Genomic DNA, 24,084 nt, shown 5'->3' with positions numbered 1-24,084 from the left:
TTTTATAAAAGAGGACTTAAATGAACGAGGATGCCAATGAAGCTGATCAAATAACTGGTGCCAATATTTTAATTAATAGCTTAGTTGCCGAAGGTGTCGAATTTATCTTTGGATATCCCGGTGGTGCAGTATTACATATTTATGATGCTTTATTTCAACAAAATAAACTACAACATATTCTAGTTCGTCATGAACAAGGAGCAACTCATGCAGCCGATGGCTATGCACGAGCTACTGGTAAAGCTGGAGTTGCATTAGTAACCTCTGGACCCGGTGCAACTAATGCCATTACTGGTATAGCTACTGCTTATATGGACTCAATTCCTATGGTAGTTATAACAGGGCAAGTAGCTAGCAAACTAATTGGTAATGACGCATTTCAAGAGGTTGATTCTATAGGTATTTCTCGTCCATGCGTCAAACATAATTTTTTAGTTAAAGATGTTAAAGAATTAGCGACAACTGTTAAAAAAGCATTTTATATAGCTACAACTGGTCGCCCCGGTCCAGTTATAATAGATATACCTAAAGACATAACTGCCCATAAGGCTGTATTTGAATACCCAGAAAAGATTCAAATGCGATCTTATAAACCCATACTTAATGGACATACAGGACAAATACGTCGCGCCGCTGAATTGATCTTATCAGCAAAACGCCCAGTTATTTATACTGGTGGTGGAGTTGTATTAGGTAATGCCTCAAAAGAATTAATTGAATTTACCCGCTTATTAGGTTTTCCAATTACTCAAACTTTAATGGGTTTAGGTAGTTATCCAGCAAATGACCCGCTATTTATTGGAATGTTAGGAATGCACGGTGCCTATGAAACTAATACTGCAATGCACCAAGCTGATGTATTAATCGCAATAGGTGCTCGCTTTGATGATCGAGTAACAGGTGATCTTGAACAATTTTGTCCTAAAGCTAAAATTATACATATTGATATTGATCCTGCTTCAATATCTAAAACTGTAACAGTTGACATACCAATCGTTGGAACAGTTAATAGAGTATTAACCGCGCTTATAAAAATCATTAAAGAAACTGATAAAAAACCAGATGCTAATGCTTTAGCTGCTTGGTGGAAACAAATTAAAACTTGGAAACAAGAAACAAATTCTTTAGTTTATAATCGTAATAGTGACAAAATTAAACCACAATTTGTAATTGAAACATTAAGTGAACTAACTAAAGGTGAAATATTCGTTACCTCTGATGTTGGTCAACATCAAATGTTTGTCGCACAATTCTATAAATTTCTGCAACCGCGTCGATGGATTAATTCCGGTGGCTTAGGTACAATGGGATTTGGTCTGCCAGCAGCGATGGGTGTACAATTAGCCCATCCAGATGATACAGTAGTTTGTGTTACCGGTGAAGCCAGTATCCAAATGTGCATACAAGAATTATCAACCTGTAAACAATACGATTTACCTATTAAGATTATAAATCTAAATAATGGCTACATGGGCATGGTACGTCAATGGCAAGAAATGTTTTATGATAATCGTTACTCACATTCTTATGTAGATTCCTTGCCAGACTTTATGAAATTGGCGGAAAGTTATGGACATGTTGGTATGAAAATCGACAAACCTAGCGATGTTGAAGCAGCATTAAAAGAAGCTTTAGCGATTAAAGATAAATTAGTATTTATGGATATTATTATTGACGACAAAGAAAATGTATATCCTATGGTTGCTGCTGGTAAAAGCCATAATGAAATGGTTTTACGCCCAGAAGGAGAACTTGCTTAAAAATGCGTCATACAATTTCACTTTTATTAGAAAATGAATCAGGAGCCTTATCACGAGTTTCCGGTTTATTTTCAGCGCGTGGTTATAATATCGAATCTTTAACCGTTGCAGCAACCGAAGATCCTACAGTTTCAAGGATGACTTTGGTAACCAGAGGTTCTGATAACATCATTGAACAGATCACCAAACAACTAAATAAACTAGTTGATGTGATCAAACTGATTGATTTAACAGAAGGTCTGCATATAGAACGCGAATTACTGTTAGTTAAAATTAATGTGCCAACATCTAATCAACGCGAAGAAATCAAACGTTTAGTTGATATTTTTCGTGGTAAAATTATTGATGTAAGCAATAACTATACAGTTGAACTAACAGGAACACCTCACAAATTAGATGCTTTTATTAAGGCACTAGAAAATATGAAAATACAAGAAGTAGTACGTTCAGGTATTTTAGGTATTGGGCGTGGTGATAAAAATTTACATTTATAACAACAAAAGGAACATTAAATGAACGTCTATTACGATAAAGACGCTGATCTATCAATTATTCAAAGTAAAAAAGTAGCCATTCTTGGTTATGGTTCACAGGGTCATGCTCACGCCAACAACTTAAAAGAATCAGGCGTTGATGTTGTCGTAGGATTACGTGCTGGTTCAGAATCAGCTCATAAAGTAGAACAAGCTGGCTTACGTACAATGCCTGTTGATCAAGCCGTTGCTTGGGCAGACTTAGTCATGGTACTAGTACCAGATGAAAATCAAGCTAAAGTTTATCGCGATAGTATTGCACCTAACTTAAAAGCTGGTTCCGTGCTTGCGTTTGCACATGGCTTTAATATTCATTTTGAACAAATAGAACCATCTGAAAATATAGATGTAATTATGATCGCGCCAAAAGGTCCCGGTCATTTAGTACGTTCTACCTATACTCAAGGTGGAGGCGTACCCTCTTTAATTGCTATTTATCAAGACTCTTCTGGAGAAGCTAGAGAGATTGCTCTTTCTTATGCCAGTGCTAATGGTGGTGGACGCGCAGGTATTATTGAAACTAGTTTCCGTGAAGAAACAGAAACCGACCTCTTTGGTGAACAAGCAGTTCTCTGTGGAGGCGTAACCTCTTTAGCACAAGCAGGTTTTGAAACCTTAGTAGAAGCAGGCTATGCACCAGAAATGGCTTACTTTGAATGTTTACACGAACTAAAATTAATTGTTGACTTAATGTATGAAGGTGGAATCGCTAATATGCGTTACTCCATCTCTAATACCGCTGAATATGGTGACTTAACTCGTGGACCCCGTATTATTACTGATGAAACCAAAGCAGAAATGCAAAAAATTCTCAAAGAAATTCAAAACGGTGAATTTGCAAGAGAATTTATTATGGAAAATCAAACAGGTCAAGCCAGCTTCAAAGCTAAACGTCGTTTAGGGCGCGAACATCAACTTGAACAAGTAGGTGCAAAATTGCGTGGGATGATGCCTTGGATCAAGGCTAACCAACTAGTTGATAAAACTAAAAACTAACTCAACTATGAGCAATGAAATTGAAACCCCAGAAAAGCGGCGTCGAGGTATTTATTTACTACCTAACTTAATTACATCTGCCGCTTTATTTTCTGGTTTCTATGCAATAGTTGCCGCTATTCAGAATCACTTTGAAGCAGCAGCTATTGCAATTTTTATTGCCATGATACTTGATGGTCTCGATGGGCGCGTTGCCCGCTTGACCAGTAGTGAAAGTGCATTTGGGGCTGAATACGACAGTCTTTCAGACTTAATCTCTTTTGGTTTAGCCCCCGCTTTACTTATGTATCAATGGTCATTATCATCCTTAATTGAAACCTCTAATATTCTTGGCAAAATAGGTTGGTTAGCTGCTTTTATTTATACTGCTGCGACAGCATTACGCTTAGCTCGTTTTAATACCCAAGTAGAATTAGAAGAAAGTAAAGGTTACTTTCAAGGATTAGCTAGCCCATCGGCTGCCGCTTTAATGGCTGGATTTGTATGGCTAGGTACAGACTATCAAATTGAAGGTTCCACATTAGTCATACCAGCATTATTTATAACTCTAGCTAGCGGCTTTTTAATGGTTAGCAAAGTACGTTATAATAGTTTTAAAAACTTTGACCTCAAAGACAAAGTACCTTTTATAACGATTCCGATGTTAATAATGCTATTCGTACTAATTGCAATTGACCCATCGCAAATGATATTTTTAGTATTTTTAATTTACGCAATATCTGGACCTATATTAACCTTAATCGAATTAAAAAAACGCCGTGCTACTCGTAATTTATAGATGAAATTTATTAGAAGCATTTCCCAACTACGCAAACATCATCAAAACTGTGTTGCCACAATAGGTAATTTTGATGGCGTACATTTAGGTCATCAAGCAGTTTTTAAACAATTAGCAACTAAAGCCGCAGAATTACAACTCCCAATGGTAGCCATGATTTTTGAGCCACAAGCTCAAGAATTTTTTCTCCCAGATAAAGCACCCGCCCGTTTAACCAGATTACGTGAAAAACTCCTAGCATTGCGCCGATACACCAGTATTGATCAAGTATTATGTTTAAATTTTAATAAAAAATTTGCAACTTTATCTGCCGAGGATTTTATTCAACAAGTTTTAGTAGATGGCTTAAAAATACAACATTTAGTTATAGGTGATGATTTTCGTTTTGGGAAACAACGTAAAGGTGACTTTAAGTTATTACAAAAATATAGCAGCTTTACCGTCGAAAATAGTTATACATTTAAAATAGATGACCAACGAGTTAGCAGTACTCGCATTCGTCAAACATTAAAACAAGATAATTTTAAAGAAGCTAGTAAATTATTAGGTCGTCCTTTTACAATGTGTGGACGTATTGCTTATGGAAAACAACTAGGTAGAACAATTGGATTTGCTACCGCTAATATTGTTCTACATAATAGAATATCTCCATTAAAGGGTATATTTGCCGTTAAAATACATGGTATTACAGAAAAACCATTATTAGGAGCAGCAAGTATTGGAACAAATCCTGCTGTGAACGGTAAAGAATTGCTATTAGAAGTGCATATTTTTAATTTTGATCAAAATATTTATGGATGCTATATTGAAATCGAATTTATCCAAAAAATACGTGATGAAGAAAATTTTCCAAACCTAGAACAATTAAAACAAAGAATTAAACTAGATGTAAAGATAGCTAAACAGATTTTATTACTTTCTTAGGAACAAAATCAATGGCAGATACTAGCATTAATGAAACATTCAGCGAATTAGATAACATAGCTCAGAAATTAGGCTTTTTATCTCCAGAACAATCTTATACCGATAAGATTTCAGTGTGGCCCATGATTTCAATACTTGGAGTCTATTCAGCAGGTAAATCAAGTTTTATAAATCACTACCTTGGACAAACAGAATTACAACGTTCAGGTATGCAAGCAGTTGATGATAAATTTACTGTTATTTGTTTTAGTGATGACGAAAGCAATCAACTACCCAGCTTAGCTTTAGACGCAGATCCGCGTTTTCCGTTCTATAAAATAGGTAAACAAATTACCGCATATTTACAATTAAAAAGCTGTCCAATTGAACGATTAAAAGGCAAAATATTAATTGACTCTCCCGGATTTGATGCAGATCAACAACGTACTGCTACTTTAGAAGTAACCCAGCATATTCTTGATTTATCAGACTTAGTATTAGTATTTTTTGATGCGCGTCGCCCTGAACCCGGATCAATGCCAGATACTTTAAAGCACTTAGTTGCAGAAACTATTAATCGCCCAGATTTTAATAAATTTATGTTCATTTTGAATCAAATGGACACCACAGCTAAAGATGATAATCCTGAAGACGTAGTAGCTGCTTGGCAAGCAGCCTTAGCAGAAGCTGGATTAACAGGAAAACATTTTTATAGAATATATAATCCTGACGCTGCAATAGAAGTTGAAGATCAAAATGCCCTAAAACGTTTAGAGAAAAAATCTCAAACAGACATGCAAGAAATTCATAAACGCATGGACAATATAGAAATAGAACGAACCTATCGACTAATTGCGATTATCGAAGATACAGCAAAAGATATACAGAATAACTTAATACCACAATTACAAAACTTACTTAAACGTTGGAAAAAACGTGTTCTGGTTATTGATGGTATATTATTTGTAACTTTAGCAGTTGTCATAAGAACATGGTTAAATAATAGTGAAATTGCTTTAGCGGCTCAAAACCCGATAGTTTTAGGCTTATTTGCTACAGGAACTTTTATTTTACTAATATCATTACATCTGAATATAGCTAAACTGACAGCCAACCATATTCTGAAAAGAACTAACAATAATGCTTTAGCACAGGCGTTTTTGAAAAATACAGGTACAAGCCGATCATTATTTATGATCTTTATAGATAAACCAGTTGCTTGGGGTAATAAAATGCGTAGCCGTATTGCAGGAGTCTTAAGCAAAGTAAATCACCATGTACAAGAATTAAATAATACTTTTGCCAATCCTGATGGATTGAAGGCTGCTGATGACAATAAATAAAACTATGGTGCAGATTGCATGACTCCAGCCAAAGATTCCATGAACGAAGGAAATTGTAGGGCGTAAAGGCGACTACAAAGCAGTTATTGCCTGTTTGGTTCAACATAATATTGTGACTTTCACTGTGGCAGGGCCATCATACAACTCTACAAGATGGCTTACCAAAAAGCTTAAAAACCACTTTTGACCTTAGATCTTCATCAGGCTTTGTATTTGATACAACTTGAACTGACACAAGAGTAAGACATATGCGTATGCAATCCCTATAGTAATAGTATTAGAAAAAATCTACATTTGTTCCCATTCAAATGAATCAATATTTTTATCATCAGGATTAAATTCGACACCAATCAAATAAATAGCGGCTTGTTCATCTTGATACTTTTCAAAATAACGCCGCTGTTTTATTTGCTCTAAAGCTCAATAGGATAAGATAGTTTATAAATTTCTTTAGAACCTAACTTCTTTGTTCCTGTAATGGTTAAATAGCCAGTTTGAAATAAAATTGTTTCTAATTCAATTCTATCTATATCAAAACTACCTAAAAAATTGTAGCCATTATACCAACGTTTAAGTAGTGAAAGTTACTTCCACATTTTCCTCTTTAAACACTAATTCTTGAGGAAGAGGTAAAAAATCTGCCACAATATTTAATTCACCTAATGGTTCATCAGTATATTCAATTTGTTTGTTCATAAATATTTTTTCCTTTTCTCCAATAACCAGCACCAAAAATACGAATAATATTATTTCTATATGTAAATCTAACTGTTAATATTTTGCCTTCAATTTTTCCAAAACAATAATAACGTTTTTCATTTTGACTATGATTAATATCTTCTGCTAAAACACGATTTGGATCAGCAAAAGCATATTGTGCAGTTTCAAATGAAACATTATGATTTTTGTTTTCATCCCATTCAAAATTAGTTTCATTTTTCATTTATCTAATTTGTATTTATATATTTATAATACTATGCTTTTGCATACTGGGCAGCTGGTTAGGATTTTTACTCTGCACATTTTCCCACTTATCCTACAATAATTTTTTCTACCAATTGATAAACCCTTGTTCCTAATCCATTCGACCATCTTTGCTTAGGATTAGTATCAAGTTTTTTAGCTCTTTCAATTGCTTGTTTCACAAAGGGTAAAAATTGAGCTGTATCTAAGTTAGATTTATTATAGCTATTTAATAAATTTATTAGTTCAGCTTCCAATCGGGTTCTACTGGAACTTACTTTTTTATTTTCTAAAAATTCATCTAAAGCATTGTCAGGATATTCTTCTAGGGATTTAATGTGAAGCAATAGCCATAACTCAAAACAAGGATTACTTAATGCTAAAAAATATCCATACCAATTTTTAGATACTAAATCTTCAAAATACTGTTTTTCAGTTTGTTCTCCTTCGGTTGCAATTATAAACAGTCTGGCATCTCTAACAGCAGAAATTCTTTCAAGTTTTTTTCGTTCTCTAGCCATTTTTAACCTTTGATGATTGAAATAAATTATTTCTAATCATCGGAACTGCACCAAATCTCCCTAATAAGTAACCTTCTTTAATTTCATTATGATAGTTAGGTTTAAATTCTTCTAATGAATATACTGAAGATTCTTCTTTTTGGTTTTTTTCTATAAACCAACAACATCGCTTCGTAAGTTGTCTGAATTCAGCAATTCCGATTCGTGAGTTGAGAATATTAATTGGCTTTTTACTTTTTTAGAATAAGTTAAAAATAATTCTAATAATGTTGTTGTTAAACGGGGATGTAAGCTGCGTTCTAGTTCATCTATAACTATAACTTTTTCTGATTCCAGTAATATTATAAAAGTTGGTATTAAATCAATTATTCGCTGTGTACCTTCAGATTCTTCACTTATTTCAAACAAAGCTTTTAATCCATCTTGAGTAGAATGTTCTGTCATTAGCTTAAATGCTTTGATTTGATTATCTTTTCTAAAAATAACATATTGTCTGTTATTATTAGCATGAATTAAACGGCTTTCATTCTCTTCTAAATTCAAGATTATCTTATCTTTATTTTCCTGAGTTAAGTCTTTCACTTCATTTTCAAAATCAACTTCTATTGTTTTAATTCCTAGAATTCCAGTGTCAAATACTTGGAGTAAATTTAATAAATTATTATGAATAATATGTTCTGAATTTATTTCAAAGCTTAAATTATCTGGAAATATTATTGTTAATACTTGATTAAACCATTGATAAGCATCTAATAAAGCAGGTATTTTAATTTTTTTAGTATTGATTTTAGAAACTTCAGTCAGAAATAATTGATTTGCTCTAGTGCTGATATTGCCAGTATATTTAAATATACCTTTTTGTTCTTCATTTAAAAATTCAAGTTTGTTACCCGGAGTTATAATTATTTGTTCTTCTGAAAGTGTCTGTCTTTCAAATATCGCTTGTTCATCCACTTGATTTATTTCATAAAGCCACTCTTCAAGAATCCATTTATTATTTAAAACAAAACCATATGCATAATTTTTACCACCATGTTTGAATTCAAATTCAAAACGTGAAGGTTTATTCAGACTGGTTTTATCTAGTTTAAATGGTTTGATAGGAATGAATTTATTAGGCGCGGTTCCTTTGACAATTAATTGTTTAGCAAATGACATAGCTTTAATTAAATTAGACTTGCCAGCGGCATTTGCGCCATATATAACAGCCGTTTTTAACACATTGATGTCTTCATCTTTAATTATGTGATCATTTAATTGCTGCTTTTTTGCAGGAATCATTGAAAATTCAACACGTTCTTTAAAAGATAAAAAGTTTTCTACAGTAAATCTAATTAGCATATTTATGATATCAATTCTTTAACTTACAACAACACCCTTTCAACTCCATCCAGTTGAACAATCCCATTTGCCGTCTGGTTCTATGCCAGTTTCGTCGCTGTAACGGGCTAAGCCTTGTTGGGTGATAAAAATCACCTTACCCTTGTTCTAGTCTGGATATTTGCTCTAATAGCATTATAAAGTTTAATCTCTTTTTCATGCTCAAATGTAACTGAAATACAATAATCCTGCATTTTTGTCTGATCAGTTATCCATTTATTAACATTTAAAATAACCAGAGATATAGGGGAGTTTGGTTTGTTTTTAGGTTTTTTTTGGTATATCTTCCGTGCCTTTTGATGGCATCCTGCTTTTCGGGTGTTTGCACCGGGAAAAAAATCAATTTCAAATTTCTTTAAATCATCAGGCGCACCTGTTTGTTCAACATCATCATTAATTACACCATATTTTTCTATTAATATTTGTGGATCAACTGAATGAAATAGATGAAATTCCATACGATTACCCAGATAACTATCACCACGAGTAGCACGAGTTTCAGGTGTGAATGTGAGCGTGACGATTATCTTTTTATTACCAGATTCTTCAAAAAACAGTTCCGGTAGTTGTAGTGAATAGACCTTAATTTGATTGAGGGCAATTTGTCCTTCATTCCAAAGCACTGTTCTATTATCAAAGGAGTTGATGGATTTTTCATAGTGACTTAAACCATAACCACAAACAGATAAATGACATTGCTCCGCTTTTTTCTTATTTTTTGTATTGTAAAAGTCTTTAGTTGGCAAAAAAGGATAATCCGCACCTAGTAATAACATATTTTTAATAAAATTAGCTGATTTATCAGGAAATTTATTGGCAATTTTTCCTGCAAGATGAGCAACTTTTGGAGCAGAAAAACTTGTGCCAACATCAAATTTAATAATATCCTCCATAACTTTGTTATTTAACAGCGTTAGTTTGCCACCTTTATCCTCAACAATACGACTATATTGCTCAGATAAAATCATATTTCCGCCATATTCAACCAGTTCTGGTTTAATCATACCATTGATACCGAAGCCAGTTCGTGTAAAGGGTGATGGTTGATGTACTTGAGCAATAGGTGTTTTTATTTTTTCTGCACCATCACGCTCTTGCTCAATCCTCTCTTCACCAGCTATTGAGCCGATAGTAAGAGCTAAAGCAGAAGTGGCTGGATTGATTATTCTAAAATCATCATTTTTGATGAGATAACTAGGATAATTTTCTATTATTTCAGAAATAGATTCATAATCTGTCAGTGGTGATTGATTACCAGTAGATACTATAAAAACAACATCTTGGAAATCAAAAGCTAGTTCATCAATCAAAGCGGCTAATGGCAATTGACGGGAATAGTGCTTATGCCAAATTTCGTTACTATTACCCAAAGAAATATTTACCACTTTGATGTGGTACTCAGGATTGGATAAAAAACTCTCTACTGCATCTTTAAACTGATGTTCAATTAATTTTTGTTGGTCATAAGTAGCATTGATAGGATTTCCATTAAAATCTTTTTCTGCATACATTACCTTGGCAGAAAACAACCACAAGAATGGGGTAAAGTTTTTCTTATTTAAGCTTTCTTCAATATTACCATAAACAGCACAACCAGCCACTGCTGTACCATGTCCAACTGTATCTTGTAATTTACTTTCACCTGATTGAAAATTTTCTTCGCCACCAACGCACTTTTCTAACATAGGATGATTAGATACAATCCCAGAATCAATAACCAATATGCCTGTGGCAGTTTCTTCAGGAGCATTAAATTCAATGTCTGTTACATTGGGTTGCATCATTGGAAATGGATTAAACTGAACGGTTGATGGTCTATCTGCTCTTGCAATTTCTTTTAATTGAATAATTTCATCAAATACTGTTTTGTTGAGTTTTACTCGGAGCAAAACAAAAGATTTTGTAATAAGTTGATCTGTAATTCTTAACTGAGAAAAAGAATAATGGTTTTTTAATTGTTCTATAAATTTTTCATTTTTTTCTGGATCATCCATTTTCCATAATTCTAAGTCAATAAAATCAGCAGTATTCGCTAATGGTTGATTGGCTAATTGTTTACCAATTTTCTTTTCAACTGGAATATCTTGAAAGGATTCAATGGCATTGAAAAAATCATAGTTTGCACCCGTTTGTGAACCATAAGTTTCAAGTTTTTTTTGAAATTGTTTTAAATATTCATCCTCACTAAACACAATCCAATAACCTTTTTTATCCTCGGCAATGGATAAAACATGAATTCCCATAGAGGCAAGTGTTTGTTCAAAGGCTTCTGTGGAAACACCTTGGTTGATTTCTATTTCAAAAATAAGACTTGGATCAATACTGCCTAAGAGTTGTGTTTTTGAGGATAGAAATTCATTACTCAATTGTTGAGCTTGCTGACATGCTTTTTGTGAAAACTGAGCTTTATTTCTACCTTGTGGTAATGAGAAACCACCACCGCCACCACGTTTTTTACGTTCAACATTACTTTCAAATAAAGGAAGTTTCAGATGTTGGTGTTTTTCCATTATTTATTTCCCAATTTTATTGTTTCCCTAGCTATAAATTGTTTAATAGAGGTTTCCAAGTCATTCATAGATAATGTATCTCTGCTATCAAGAATGGCAGTTTTCATAGCTTCAATTGCAATCATTTTAATATCTGCTGGTGATAAACCTTTACTATCTGTTGCCACTTTTTCAAAATTGATTTTTTTATCATGCTTAATTGAGCGTAAATAATGTTGAAAAAGTTGTTTACGAGTCAGTTCATCAGGTAATTCATAATTAATTACTGCATCAAAGCGTCGCCATATCGCACTATCAAGCATATTTTGATGATTGGTAGCGGCAAATAGGATGCTATCACCTTTGAAATTATCCAACATTTGCAGAAAATTATTCACCACTCGTTTGATTTCGCCGTGTTCGTGATTGTCATCGCGATTTTTACCAATAATATCAAACTCATCAAATAATACTATCCAAGTGCCGTTTTCAATAAAATCAAACACCTTGCGTAAATTACCCGCAGTTTCGCCAAGATAGGAGGAGATAATTGCGTCAAAACGAATATAAACTAAAGGTATATTCAGAATAGAACTTATAATTTGCACTGAAAAGGTTTTGCCTGTTCCGGGCTTGCCGCAGAGCAAAATTTTCTTTTTATAGCTCAAATTATAAGTAGCTAAAATATCGGCATCTTTGAATTCACGGATAATCCGTTCAAGTTGGGCTTTGGTATCCTGAGATAATATCAGGCTGTCAAAATTATGCTCAAAATGCTGAATTTCCAGCAATGGAAAGCCTTTTTCTGTATCTCTAGGAATCGGCATACTTTGCTTGAAACGCCTTTGAGTGTTAGCCGTTCCCACAGTTTGAAATAAGGCTTTTTCCAATCCCTTGGCAACAATAGTATGCTTTTTACGTTTTTCCCGTTCAATGTATTCCCTTGCTGTCTGTATAAAAGTATCATTGTCTTTATTGTTAAATGACAAGAATAGTTGTTTGATAAGTTCTGAATTTGTCATATTTCATAAAAATCACTATTTTAGCATGGATTACAGATATTTTGAATAAATATTAAACTACAATAACACCCTCTCAACCCCATCCAATTGAACTTTATCAACAAATTCCATTTCCCAATCCTCTCCCAAATGGTATTTGGCGAGTTCTACTACTATGTAGTCTGGTTCTGTGCCAGTTTCATCGCTGTAGCGGGCTAAGCCTTGTTGGCAGGCTGGGCAGCTGGTTAGGATTTTTACCCCTTTTTTTATTTCTTCTTGTTTACGGTAGCGCACTTGGGTAGCTATATCTGGTCTTGATACTGCGAAGGTTCCGGCTTCTCCACAGCATCTATCTGATAGTTCTATATTTTTTCCCATTAGGGTGCTTGCTACTTTTAATGGGTCATGAATTTTCATTGGAGTGTGGCAGGGATCGTGGTATAGGTATTCTACGCCTTTTACTCCTTCTAATGCTATGCCTTTTTCCATTAGTAATTCGTGAATGTCTAGTAGGCGGCAGTCGGGGAATATTTGTTGGAATTCGTATTTTAGTAGTTGATCTAAGCAAGTGCCGCAGGATACTATTACTGTTTTTATGTCTAAGTAGTTTAGAGTGTTGGCTATTCTATGGAATAATATGCGGTTTTGTGTGGATATTGCTTGTCCTTTTTCTTTGTCGCCGCTAGCCGTTTGTGGATAGCCACAACATAAGTAACCCGGTGGTAATACTGTTTGTACTCCAACTTCATATAACATTGCTAGTGTCGCTAATCCAATTTGACTGAATAAACGTTCTGAGCCGCAGCCGGGGAAGTAGAATACTGTTTCTGTTTGATCTTTTTTGGGATCTCCTAGGATTGGTATGTATTTGTCGCTGTCTAAGCCTAGTAAGCTACGCATTGGTTTGGGAGGTACTTTTTTAGGCAGAGGTTTGTTGACAAAGTTTATTATTTGAGTTGGTACATTTGGGGTTTTGGTGGTGGCACGGGGAGTTTGTGCTTTGGTTAATCCTAATAGTTTGGCGGTTTTATAGCCTAATCTTTGCCCTGCATATCCGCCCTTAATCAATAAATTGCGCATTAAGCTAATCGCGCGTGGATTGGTGATGTTTAGAAATTGCATTGATAGCCAAGTGGCTGGATTTGATGATTTTTTGCCTTGAGCGCGTAAAATTTCTCGCATTTTTATTGTAACTTCGCCAAAGTCAATATTAACTGGGCAAGGGCTTAAACAACGATGACAAACTGTACAATGATCTGCTATATCGTTCAGTTCTGCATAATGATCTAATGAAATTCCGCGTCGAGTTTGTTCTTCATATAGTACAGCTTCTATTAATAAGCCTGTGGCTAAAATTTTGTTACGTGGAGAATATAATAAATTAGCGCGTGGCACATGGGTTGTACATACTGGTTTGCATTTTCCACAGCGTAGGCAATCTTTGATTTCGTCGTTTAATTCGCCTAAATCGGTTGCTTCTAAAATTAGGGCTTCTTGTGCTACTAAGCGTAGTGATGGGGTATAGGCATTTTCTAATGTCGCGCCAGCTAATAATTTGCCTCTATTAAATATTCCTTTTGGATCAATATGTTGTTTGTATTTAGTGAAATTTTCGCGCTTGTCGGCTGATAAAAATTGGTATTTAGTAATGCCAATTCCATGTTCTCCAGAAATTACTCCATCTAAGGATTCGGCTAATTTCATTATACGCGCTACAACTATTTCAGCTTCGTGCATCATGGCGTAGTCGTTAGAATGTACTGGAATATTGGTGTGTACATTACCATCGCCTGCGTGCATATGAGTTGCCACTAGTAAGCGGCTGGCATATATGCGCTGATAAATTTCATCTATTTTAGTTTCATGCTCTGGAAATAATTTTTTTATTTGAGCTATATCTACTAAATCTAATGCTAATTGACGCTTAGTTTCTGTAATTTCCAGAGTTTCTATATAAGATTTTATTGCCGCTAATATGGCTTGATCATTTTTTATCGCTTGTTCACGATTAATTTCTGCAATGCCCTCATGATATTCACCTAAGCGAGGTAAAGGAATAACTACGTCTTCATTGATTTTAAAGGCATTAGTATGTGCAGCAATTGCCGCTGTGCGAGCGCGTTCAGCCCAAAATCGTTTACGTTCTGCTGCTGTGTATGCAATAAAACCTTCAGCTTGTCGCGCTGATGCTAATTCTACTATTTGTTCAGCGGCGGCATTTAAAGCAGTTTCATCATCACTTATAATGTCTGCTAATAAGATCATTTTAGGTAAATGAGGGCGAGCAGCTTTGGTTTCATATTTTACCGCTTTTACATAGTGTTCATCTAAATGCTCTAAGCCAGCTAATAATACTTTGGGTGTATTTTCTATATATTCGATGGTTTCAACGATTGCAGGTACGGCATCTTTTACTGCTCCAAAAAATTCTAAACATACGGTTCTGGTATATTTAGCTTGTTTATGCAGCACAAATACGGCTGAAGTTATTAAGCCATCACAACCTTCTTTTTGTACGCCGGGTAATTCAAATAGTGTTTTGTCGGTAACATCTTTACCTAATCCAACTTTACGTAATGATTGTCCGGGAATTTTTAAAATTCTGTCTTTGCCTTCAGAAGTAATACGAAATTCAACCATTTGTTGATGATGAATTTTGCCAAAATTATGATTCAGACGCTCAACTTTTAAGATGTTTCCATCTGGCATAACCATTTCCCAAGCGGCAAGATTATCTAAAGTCGTACCCCAAAGTACTGCTTTTTTACCACCGGCATTCATGGCAATATTGCCACCAATAGTTGATGCGTCTTGCGAAGTTGGATCAACTGCAAACACATAACCGACTTTTTCAGCCGCTTCTGCAACTCGCCTAGTAACGACACCTGCACCGACTCGAATTGTCGTCATATCATCATGGAATTCTACAGGCTCAAGAAAATCGAGTTTTTCGGTATTGATTACTACGCTATTTGCATACAAAGGTACGGCACTACCAGTATATCCTGTACCACCACCACGTGGAATAATAGGCAAATCCAAATCAATACAAACTTGTACCATTGCATGAATTTCGGTATCAGAATCAGGATTTAAAACTGCCAAAGGCATTTCTACTCGCCAATCAGTAGCGTCGGTGGCATGAGAAACTCGTGCTAAACCATCAAAAGATATATTATCAGAATCCAGACGCTTAGTTAATTGTTCACGTAATTGCTTTTGTTCCAGCAAACTTTGCTCAAACTGAACCACAGCCTGCCGAGTTTCACGTTCTAATTCCAAAGCATGATCATTACCATCAGCGCGAGCAACAACTTGATCAAGCCGATGATATAAAGCCTGACGTATAAGCGAAAAACGTTTAGGATTCTCTAATAAATCGTCTTGAATAAAGGGATTACGTTGAATAACCCAAATATCGCCAAGCACCTCAAATAGCATACGCGCAGAACGCCCAGTACGCCGCTGATTACGCAATTGCTCAATGATTTGCCAACCTTTTTCACCGAGGAAACGAATTACTATTTCCCTATCAGAAAAGGATGTATAATTATATGGTATTTCACGAATACGTGGGGTTTGATTTAATGTCATTGGTTTAGTTCAGTGCAAATTCGATAAATTATCGCATATAAGGTGAATGAAAGCCTAATACAATATCTTCTTGTGGAACAGCTTTAGTATTTAGTTTGATCTTTTTGTGCTGCTATAATTTTTTCTGTTAATAAATAAGTATAAAATATTGATCGTTTTTACTATATCAGTAATATTAAAATTGAACATTTATCCAAATAGTTTTTAATTGAATTTAATGCTTGACAGGATGATTTTATGGGTGTTACATTGTGCCTATAAAAGTTCTCCACTAATATTAATTAATAACATTAAACATTTTTTGCTTACCCTATAAGCCAAAGTTTATATTTACTTTGTAATAAAAAATATTATTACTCTTTTTATCAAACAAACGGTAGGAATAATGTCATGCCAGTTACGAAGACGGATAAAGAAACAATCATTAAAAAAAGTATTCATCTGTTCAAAGTTCATGGCTATTACAACACTACTATGGCAAATATAGGTGATACCTGTGGTTTAATAAAAGGTAGCATTTATCATCATTTTAAAAGCAAAGAAGCTCTAGCTTTTGGATGTTTGAGATACATTCATGAATATTTTAATACAGAAATATTTTCTATCGCATATCGAAAGAATATGTCGTCTTCAAATAAACTAGAAGCATTTACAAAGGCGGTTGAAACATATTTATTAAATAGCGAAGGTGGTTGTTTATTAGGTAATTTTGCACTTGAAATATCTAACAATATACCGTCTTTGAAAAAAGAAATAAAGAGTTATTTTGATCATTGGGAGGAAGCATTATGTGAAATATTAAAATCAAAATTTATCGAACAAGTAGCTCAAGAGAAAGCAAAGCAGATTATAGCTAGTACTCAGGGTAGCATTATGATGATGAGACTATATGATTCGCCACATACATTCAAAAACCAGAATAATGAAATAAAAAAACTTTTGTCTTAATATTTTTTATTATTTTTAAGGAGAAATAAATGCTATATTTTCAAAAATTTAAAGGTTTATCTAAACCAATACCGCCTAGTCCACCATTAAAAGTAGTTGGATTTGTATGGTTAGGAGGTTTTTTAGCAGCAGTTGTAGTCGGTTTTTTGGCATTTTTTACCAAACAACCGTTAGTTTAATTATCGTTCGGTGCATCAATATTTGTAATATTTATATTACCTGATACACCATTTGCTCAACCTCGTAATATTATTGGTGGTCACTTCATTTCAACACTTGTTGGATTACTATTTTTCCATTTGGTCAGTCCTCAGTGGTGGAGCATGGCATTATCATTAGCTACTGCATTATCTTTAATGCAAATTTTAAATGTTCCTCATCCTCCAGCGGGTTCAAATCCATTCATTGTGTTTTTAGTGGGAGCAAATTGGGAATTTTTATTGACCCCAACCTTGTTAGGAGCAATTTTGCTGGTTGTAGTTGCGTTATTTTACAACAACTTATCAAAAGATATAAGTTATCCAACTTATTGGTTTTAAAAAAAAATAATACGAATTTAAATAAAAGGTTATATAATGTCGTACATAGATCACCATGAAATGCTTATGAAATGGATGCTAAAGAATAAGTTGTTAGATAACAGAGAAAAAATAACTAATTTTTATCCTGATAAATATTTTCTAAAATTTGTTTACCTTTTAGACTAATTAATACTTAGGTTTTTTTCTAAATATTCAATGGTTAAGTTTGCAACTTTAGGGGTTCCTACATTAATATTTATAGGATATTTTTTAATTTTTCCAATTCTAGTGTATCCTCTTCGTTGATAATATGAAATTAGTTCTTTTCTTTGGGATACTACAACCATCACAAATTTATCAATTGTAAATTTGTTTATAGCATATTGTTCTGCTAGTTGTAAAACTAGTTTTCCAATACCTTTGCTTTGGTTCTTTGGTGTTACTGCAAATAAACCAATATAAGCATCATGATTGATCTTTTCTATACAAATACAAGCTATGATGTTATTTTTATCAGGATAAATTAATAAATGAGTATTTGGATTTAAAATAATAGATTTGATCTCATTTGGTGTAATTCTATTGCCTTGAACTAAATCAGTTTCTTTGGTCCATCCTGTTTTACCTCTGTATGCTTGATTAACCAAATTTGATATTTGGTCAATATGTTCTAGTCTTGCTAATTCTAATTTCAAATTTTGGACTCCAATAAGTCTGAAAACTTATTTATGACTAAGTATCCCGTAGACGCGGGGTAACTAGAAAACGCCTGCGTAAGTGCTTTGCCCTGTTTTTTAAATTATCTTTAATTGTGTGAATAGTGATGAAATACATAATAAACCAATAAGCAGCTCAAAGATAACACCGCCAATATTTTTGGGTGTCGCAAAACCGAAAAATAAGGTCATTAAACGCACAATAGCAGCACTGAGCCATCCACAACCTAACAACGCGAATGCCTGAGAGTTTTGTGTGACAATTCCAAAAAGAGAAATGCCTAAAATTAAACTTATCGTAGCTCCAATATTTGAAGTTATAATCAGCATAAATTAGTTTCCTTAGTATGTAAGTAATTAAGTTGGCTTTAATTTCAAATTTGTTTATCTTTTAGACTAACGGTTAAACTGTTTCTGATAATTCTAAAATTCTGTAAATTCTGATTCTGACAATTATATCCCAAGATATTTTATAATGTCTTCTGCCAAAAAAGTGCCTTACCAACTTCAGGATCCAATTCAAACCCTTCAAATCCAAATTTATTATATGATTTTCTAGCAGTTTCATTACCTTCTAAAACCTCTAAGGTTATTTTACAGCAGCCAATTTCTTTAGCGCGTTCTTCCACTTTAGCCAATAGAAGTTGACTAATTCCCAAGCCACGAAATTTAATTGCCACTACTACATCATGTATATTGATAAGAGGTTTACATTTAAAAGTTGAGAAAGCTTGAAAACAGTTTGCTAAACCTGCTGGTTTATCATCAATATAGCAAATCACACTAAAAGCATCGGGATTTTTTGATAATTCTATAACTAGATTTTCTTTGTAAAATAAATCAATATGAAACCTAGGGCGTTGCCCTAGGCTATATTATGTCGCCCCTTCAGGGCTTGTAATTTAATGACATTTTAGAAACAAAGTTATGCTAAAATAAAGAATTTTGAAACCGTATTTTGATGACTCATATGGTAACTATTGAAATAGATGGTAAATCATACCAAGCTGAAGCTGGTCAAATGCTTATTGAAGTAACAGATAATCATGGAATTCATATTCCTCGTTTCTGTTATCACAAAAAGTTATCAGTTGCAGCAAATTGTCGCATGTGTTTGGTTGATGTTGAGAAAGCTCCTAAACCTTTACCAGCATGTGCAACCCCTATTATGGATGGGATGAAAATATTCACCCGTTCTGAAAAAGCCCTTATAGCCCAAAAGTCTGTAATGGAATTCTTACTTATCAATCACCCTTTAGATTGTCCAGTCTGTGATCAAGGTGGTGAGTGTGAATTGCAAGATGTAGCTATTGGCTATGGTAAAGATCTCTCGCGTTATCAAGAAGCTAAGCGCGTTGTTTTTAATAAAAATATCGGTCCATTGATTGCGACTGAAATGACTCGTTGCATTCATTGCACTCGTTGTGTGCGTTTTGGTCAAGAAATTGGCGGCATTCACGAGTTAGGTGCAACTGGGCGTGGTGAACATACTCAAATTGGAACTTATATTGAACACAGTCTTAGTTCTGAATTATCAGGCAATATAATTGACTTATGTCCAGTAGGCGCATTAACTTCTAAACCATTTAGATTTAAAGCTCGTGCTTGGGAAATGCAACAAGCTGAGACAATTGCACCTCATGATGCTGTGGGTTCTAACCTTTATGTGCATTTACGTAGCAATCAGCTCATGCGTGTAGCACCTAAAGAAAATGAAGCCATAAATGAAGTGTGGATTTCTGATCGTGACCGTTTTAGTTATGAAGGCTTAACTGCTGATGATCGTTTAACCGCACCAATGATTAAAAAAGATGGTAATTGGCAAGAAACAGATTGGGAAACAGCCTTAGCTTTTACAACTGAAAATTTGAAAAAGCTTGAAAGCAATAACATTGGAGCTTTAGCTTCAGCGACTTCTACTATAGAAGAACTGTATTTATTACAAAGATTTATGCGCGGTATTGGCAGTCAAAATATTGATCATCGTCTGCGCCAAGTAGATTTTAGCGATCAAAATGATGCACCGTTATTCCCATACTTAGGACAAGACATTGCTGATTTAGAAAATTCTGATGCCGTATTAATTATAGGTTCACATTTACGCAAAGAACAGCCGCTATTAAATCATCGCATACGTAAGGCAAGCTTAAACGGTGCCAAAATAATGCTGTTTAACCCTATAGATTATGAATTTAATTTCAAAATAGCCGAAAAAATCATTACAACTACATGGGTAGAAAATTTAGCTGGAATTGCCAAAGCCTTATTAGAAACAGAAGCAACCTTATTACCAGTAGAAGTAAAAGCATTATTAGCAGAAGTTACTATTACTGAACCACAACGCGCCATTGCAAAAGTTTTATCTGCAAGTAAGAAAGGCACAATATTATTAGGTAATTTAGCAACTGCTAATCCACAATTTGCCAATATTCGTAGCTTAGCCGCTATCATTGCTAAATTAAGTGATGCTAATTTTGGCTATTGCGGAGATGCCTGTAATACTTCAGGAGCATGGTTAGCGGGTGCATTACCACATAGAACCGCTGGTGGTGAAGCAGTAGAAACCGCAGGATTAGATGCTCAAGCTATGTTTACTCAAGGATTAAAGGGCTATATTTTATTGGGTCTTGAACCAGAATTAGATAACTGGAATGGTGTCACAGCCCTAAATAGCTTAAAACAAGCAGAATTTGTAGTTTCATTAAGCGGCTATAAAACCACGGCAATGGAAGAATATGCAGATGTCATGCTACCTATCGGTTTATTTACTGAAACATCAGGAACCTATGTAAATGTAGAAGGTGATTGGCAAAGCTTCAAGGGCATAGTACCACCACCCGGTGATGCTCGCCCAGCTTGGAAAATTTTACGAGTTTTAGGCAATTTATTTGAATTAGAAGGCTTTGAATATACCAGTTCTGATGAAATCAGTGATGAATTAAGTTACATAATTGGTGACAAAGTAGCAAATAACAAAATGGGTTGGCAAATTCCTGAAAAACTTGAAACACAAAAAGCAGAAGGAATACAACGCATTACAGAAATGCCAATTTACTCAGTAGATGCTTTAGTACGTCGCGCTGATGCTTTACAAAACACCATCGACGCGAAAATCACTAAGACTGCGCATATCAATGCTAAACTGGCAAATCAATTAAATGTAAATGAAACTAGTTATATCCAAGTTAAACAGGATGAAATTATGTTCACATTAGCAGTCACAATTAATGATCAACTACCTGATAATGCTGTATTAATTTATGCTGGGCAAAATATTACTGCTGGCTGGCATGGGCAAGTTGAATTAAGTGCTACTACAGAAGGAAAAGCTTAATTATGGAAACATTAATGTATTTAATTATTACTATATTAAAAATTGTAGTAATTTTAGTGCCATTATTATTATCTGTTGCCTATTTGACTTATTTAGAACGCAAAGTCATAGGCTACATGCAAGTACGTATTGGACCAAATCGCGTAGGACCTCGTGGATGGTTACAACCGATTGCTGATTTTGTCAAATTAGCATTCAAAGAAATCATTATTCCTACCAAAGCCAATTGGTTCTTATTTGTAATTGCACCAATGTTAGTTTTGGCACCTGCCTTAGCTGCATGGGCAGTTATACCCTTTGCTGATGGTTGGGTATTAGCCAATATTGATGCTGGCTTATTATATATTTTAGCAATGACATCTATAGGAGTATATGGAGTTCTAATCGCAGGATGGGCTTCAAATTCCAAATACGCCTTATTAGGAACACTACGTTCAGCGGCACAAATTATTTCTTATGAAATAGCTATGGGATTTGCTTTAGTCGGTGTATTAATGGCTGCTGGTAGTTTAAATTTAAGCGCGATTGTATCCGCACAAAGTGGTGGACTATTACATTGGTATTGGTTGCCACTATTACCATTATTTATGGTCTATTTAATCTCAGGAATAGCAGAAACCAATCGCGCCCCGTTTGATGTTGCAGAAGGTGAATCAGAAATTGTTGCTGGTTTTCATGTTGAATACAGCGGCTTATTATTTGCCATCTTCTTCTTAGCAGAATATGCCAATATGATATTAATAGCAGCATTAACTGTTATTATGTTTTTAGGTGGTTGGCTATCACCATTTCAAGGCACATTTTTAGAAGCAGCATTTGCATGGATACCCGGTATATTTTGGTTTTTCTTGAAAATATCTGTTATTTTATTTTCATTTTTATGGCTGCGAGCTACTTTTCCACGTTACCGTTATGATCAAATCATGCGTTTAGGTTGGAAAGTCTTTATTCCTATTACATTAGTATGGATAGTTGTTATTGGTATTGCCATACTAGCTAAACTACCACCTTGGTTTAATTAAAATGCACGCAATAAAAGATTATATTAAGAGACTATTTCTGTTGGAAATGTTTAAAGGTTTAAACATTACCGGGCGTTATTTATTTAAGAAAAAAATAACCGTCCAATATCCAGAAGAAAAAACTCCACAATCTCATCGTTTTCGAGGGCATCATGCACTACGCCGCTATCCAAATGGCGAAGAACGTTGTATTGCTTGTAAACTATGTGAAGCAGTTTGCCCTGCATTAGCAATTACCATTGAAGCAGAACAACGCGCAGATGGTACACGTCGTACAACTCGTTATGATATAGATTTAACAAAATGTATTTTTTGTGGATTTTGTGAAGAATCTTGCCCAGTTGATTCCATTGTTGAAACCAGACACTTTGAATATCATGGTGAAGAGCATGGTGATTTAGTAATGACTAAAGAAAAATTATTAGCATTGGGAGACAAATTGGAACCACAATTAGCAGCAGATAGAGCTTATGATGCTAAATATCGTTAAATTATTAATGAAAATCATGTATTTTATCGTAGGGTGGGTAGAGCGGAGCGAAACCCACCAAAATAGTGCTATCAATGGTGGGTTTCGCTTCGCTCTACCCACCCTACAAAATTTGATGATTGTGATGATGATGCTATTAGTATCATCAGTTCAAGCAGAAGATATTGATAAAAAATATTACGATAGTGGAGCTGTGCAATTTCAATATGAATATAGAAATGGTAAATTGCATGGTAGTATTGAAGAATTTTATGAAACTGGCGAATTACAAGCTGAATATAATTATCGTTCTGGTGATTTAATTGGTAAAAAAACTTTTTCTCGGGAAGGTAAGCTAGAATATGAGCTTAGATATAAAAATAATGAGAAATATGAAATCCAGTTTCAATATTATACTTCAGGAGAATTATTCCGTAAACGTAACTTAATCAATGGTAAACGAGAAGGTTTAGAGATTGATTATTATCGAAATGCTAATAAAAAAGCAGAACGTAATTATGTAAATGGTAAAAAAGATGGTAGTGCCAAAGGTTATCATTATAATGGTAATTTACAAGGTGACTGGGTATTTAAAAATGGTGAACCAGTTTCGGCAATTATTTTTTATAATTCTGGAGAAAAATGGTTGCAACATATTTTTGATGACAACGGTCATTTAAATGGTACTAGTAAGGAATATGATAAAGAAGGTAACTTGATGGCAATTAGGTATTATACCGAAGATGAAATGGTCAAAAGAAACAAAATTAGACCTTGGTTACGATGGATATATATGTTTGATTAGTTGGTAAT

General features: G+C 34.3%; 23 protein-coding genes and 1 pseudogene. 13 read left to right on the top strand and 11 right to left on the bottom strand.

Translation table 11 applies throughout. The features are described 5' to 3' along the window. The first annotated feature begins 20 nt into the window (after positions 1–20). Genes BHU68_RS08665 through BHU68_RS08640 form a run of 6 tightly spaced genes read left to right on the top strand, consistent with a single transcriptional unit; the run spans position 21 to position 6,313 of the window. Positions 21–1,760, top strand: a complete 1,740-nt coding sequence (locus BHU68_RS08665) for an acetolactate synthase 3 large subunit (protein WP_069472051.1) — start codon at positions 21–23, stop codon at positions 1,758–1,760. 2 nt (positions 1,761–1,762) lie between these two features. Next, on the top strand, positions 1,763–2,254 hold the full coding sequence (gene ilvN / locus BHU68_RS08660) for an acetolactate synthase small subunit (protein ID WP_069472052.1): 492 nt from the start codon (positions 1,763–1,765) through the stop codon (positions 2,252–2,254). Between the two features lie 18 nt (positions 2,255–2,272). Further along, on the top strand, positions 2,273–3,289 hold the full coding sequence (gene ilvC, locus BHU68_RS08655; protein ID WP_069472053.1) for a ketol-acid reductoisomerase: 1,017 nt from the start codon (positions 2,273–2,275) through the stop codon (positions 3,287–3,289). Between the two features lie 7 nt (positions 3,290–3,296). Further along, on the top strand, positions 3,297–4,067 hold the full coding sequence (gene pssA, locus BHU68_RS08650; RefSeq protein ID WP_069472078.1) for a CDP-diacylglycerol--serine O-phosphatidyltransferase: 771 nt from the start codon (positions 3,297–3,299) through the stop codon (positions 4,065–4,067). Then, positions 4,068–4,991 (top strand): bifunctional riboflavin kinase/FAD synthetase, encoded by a 924-nt coding sequence (ribF, locus tag BHU68_RS08645; protein WP_069472054.1) that lies wholly within the window; start codon positions 4,068–4,070, stop codon positions 4,989–4,991. It abuts the gene before it with no gap. An 11-nt stretch (positions 4,992–5,002) separates the two neighbouring features. Next, positions 5,003–6,313, top strand: coding sequence for a dynamin family protein (locus BHU68_RS08640; protein ID WP_069472055.1), 1,311 nt, complete (start codon positions 5,003–5,005; stop codon positions 6,311–6,313). A gap of 288 nt (positions 6,314–6,601) precedes the next feature. On the opposite strand, the gene BHU68_RS18345 is transcribed toward BHU68_RS08640, so the two are convergent. From BHU68_RS18345 to BHU68_RS08610, 8 genes are all read right to left on the bottom strand, one after another. Beyond that, the gene (locus BHU68_RS18345) at positions 6,602–6,721 is read right to left on the bottom strand and encodes a hypothetical protein (protein ID WP_083234085.1); all 120 of its coding nucleotides are present in this window, start codon (positions 6,719–6,721) and stop codon (positions 6,602–6,604) included. A gap of 162 nt (positions 6,722–6,883) precedes the next feature. Next, positions 6,884–7,009, bottom strand: a complete 126-nt coding sequence (locus tag BHU68_RS18065; RefSeq protein ID WP_256359156.1) for a hypothetical protein — start codon at positions 7,007–7,009, stop codon at positions 6,884–6,886. After that, a complete protein-coding gene (locus tag BHU68_RS08635) occupies positions 6,993–7,256 on the bottom strand; it encodes a BrnT family toxin (RefSeq protein WP_069472056.1) in 264 nt (87 codons plus the stop codon). Before BHU68_RS08635 ends, BHU68_RS18065 begins: the two co-directional genes overlap by 17 nt. An 88-nt stretch (positions 7,257–7,344) precedes the next feature. Further along, the gene (locus tag BHU68_RS08630; protein WP_069472057.1) at positions 7,345–7,797 is read right to left on the bottom strand and encodes an RloB family protein; all 453 of its coding nucleotides are present in this window, start codon (positions 7,795–7,797) and stop codon (positions 7,345–7,347) included. Between the two features lie 150 nt (positions 7,798–7,947). Further along, the gene (locus BHU68_RS08625) at positions 7,948–9,138 is read right to left on the bottom strand and encodes an AAA family ATPase (RefSeq protein WP_083234083.1); all 1,191 of its coding nucleotides are present in this window, start codon (positions 9,136–9,138) and stop codon (positions 7,948–7,950) included. Positions 9,139–9,269: 131 nt separating this feature from the next. Further along, on the bottom strand, positions 9,270–11,687 hold the full coding sequence (locus BHU68_RS08620; protein WP_069472058.1) for a S8 family peptidase: 2,418 nt from the start codon (positions 11,685–11,687) through the stop codon (positions 9,270–9,272). Then, positions 11,687–12,688 carry an AAA family ATPase gene (locus BHU68_RS08615; RefSeq protein ID WP_069472059.1) on the bottom strand — a complete coding sequence of 334 codons (1,002 nt, stop codon included), beginning with the start codon at positions 12,686–12,688 and terminating at the stop codon, positions 11,687–11,689. The genes BHU68_RS08620 and BHU68_RS08615 overlap by 1 nt, the downstream gene beginning before the upstream one ends. Positions 12,689–12,745: 57 nt before the next feature. Continuing rightward, positions 12,746–16,261: a DUF3683 domain-containing protein gene (locus BHU68_RS08610; protein WP_069472060.1), complete on the bottom strand. Its 3,516-nt coding sequence runs from the start codon at positions 16,259–16,261 to the stop codon at positions 12,746–12,748. 390 nt (positions 16,262–16,651) lie between these two features. Here BHU68_RS08610 and BHU68_RS08605 point away from each other — a divergent pair, with 390 nt between their 5' ends. The 3 genes and pseudogenes from BHU68_RS08605 to BHU68_RS08600 form a co-directional block, all read left to right on the top strand. Continuing rightward, on the top strand, positions 16,652–17,209 hold the full coding sequence (locus BHU68_RS08605; RefSeq protein WP_069472061.1) for a TetR/AcrR family transcriptional regulator: 558 nt from the start codon (positions 16,652–16,654) through the stop codon (positions 17,207–17,209). Between the two features lie 29 nt (positions 17,210–17,238). Next, a complete protein-coding gene (locus BHU68_RS17650; protein ID WP_216092556.1) occupies positions 17,239–17,388 on the top strand; it encodes a hypothetical protein in 150 nt (49 codons plus the stop codon). A gap of 15 nt (positions 17,389–17,403) precedes the next feature. Further along, positions 17,404–17,748, top strand: a pseudogene (locus BHU68_RS08600) (HPP family protein); the annotation flags it as partial. Between the two features lie 164 nt (positions 17,749–17,912). Here BHU68_RS08600 and BHU68_RS08595 read toward each other — a convergent pair. The 3 genes from BHU68_RS08595 to BHU68_RS08585 all read right to left on the bottom strand — a co-directional run bounded on the left by BHU68_RS08595 (position 17,913) and on the right by BHU68_RS08585 (position 19,291). Beyond that, complete coding sequence (locus BHU68_RS08595) at positions 17,913–18,425, bottom strand: GNAT family N-acetyltransferase (protein WP_069472062.1); 513 nt, start codon at positions 18,423–18,425, stop codon at positions 17,913–17,915. Positions 18,426–18,524: 99 nt separating this feature from the next. After that, positions 18,525–18,776, bottom strand: coding sequence for a hypothetical protein (locus BHU68_RS08590; RefSeq protein ID WP_069472063.1), 252 nt, complete (start codon positions 18,774–18,776; stop codon positions 18,525–18,527). Positions 18,777–18,916: 140 nt separating this feature from the next. Beyond that, positions 18,917–19,291 (bottom strand): GNAT family N-acetyltransferase, encoded by a 375-nt coding sequence (locus BHU68_RS08585; protein ID WP_083234082.1) that lies wholly within the window; start codon positions 19,289–19,291, stop codon positions 18,917–18,919. A gap of 125 nt (positions 19,292–19,416) precedes the next feature. On the opposite strand from BHU68_RS08585, the gene nuoG reads away from it, so the two are divergent. Genes nuoG through BHU68_RS08565 form a run of 4 tightly spaced genes read left to right on the top strand, consistent with a single transcriptional unit; the run spans position 19,417 to position 24,076 of the window. Beyond that, positions 19,417–21,780, top strand: coding sequence for an NADH-quinone oxidoreductase subunit NuoG (gene nuoG, locus BHU68_RS08580; protein ID WP_083234084.1), 2,364 nt, complete (start codon positions 19,417–19,419; stop codon positions 21,778–21,780). Between the two features lie 2 nt (positions 21,781–21,782). Then, on the top strand, positions 21,783–22,802 hold the full coding sequence (nuoH, locus tag BHU68_RS08575; RefSeq protein WP_069472065.1) for an NADH-quinone oxidoreductase subunit NuoH: 1,020 nt from the start codon (positions 21,783–21,785) through the stop codon (positions 22,800–22,802). Between the two features lies 1 nt (position 22,803). Then, the gene (nuoI, locus tag BHU68_RS08570; RefSeq protein ID WP_069472066.1) at positions 22,804–23,292 is read left to right on the top strand and encodes an NADH-quinone oxidoreductase subunit NuoI; all 489 of its coding nucleotides are present in this window, start codon (positions 22,804–22,806) and stop codon (positions 23,290–23,292) included. Continuing rightward, on the top strand, positions 23,273–24,076 hold the full coding sequence (locus BHU68_RS08565; protein ID WP_069472067.1) for a toxin-antitoxin system YwqK family antitoxin: 804 nt from the start codon (positions 23,273–23,275) through the stop codon (positions 24,074–24,076). Before nuoI ends, BHU68_RS08565 begins: the two co-directional genes overlap by 20 nt. Positions 24,077–24,084: the final 8 nt, after the last annotated feature.

It is taken from the genome of Candidatus Marithrix sp. Canyon 246, from assembly GCF_001723685.1.
GTDB lineage: Bacteria > Pseudomonadota > Gammaproteobacteria > Beggiatoales > Beggiatoaceae > Marithrix.
The sequence above is the reverse complement of the archived record's forward strand: the minus strand, read 5'-3'. Positions and strand labels throughout refer to the sequence as shown.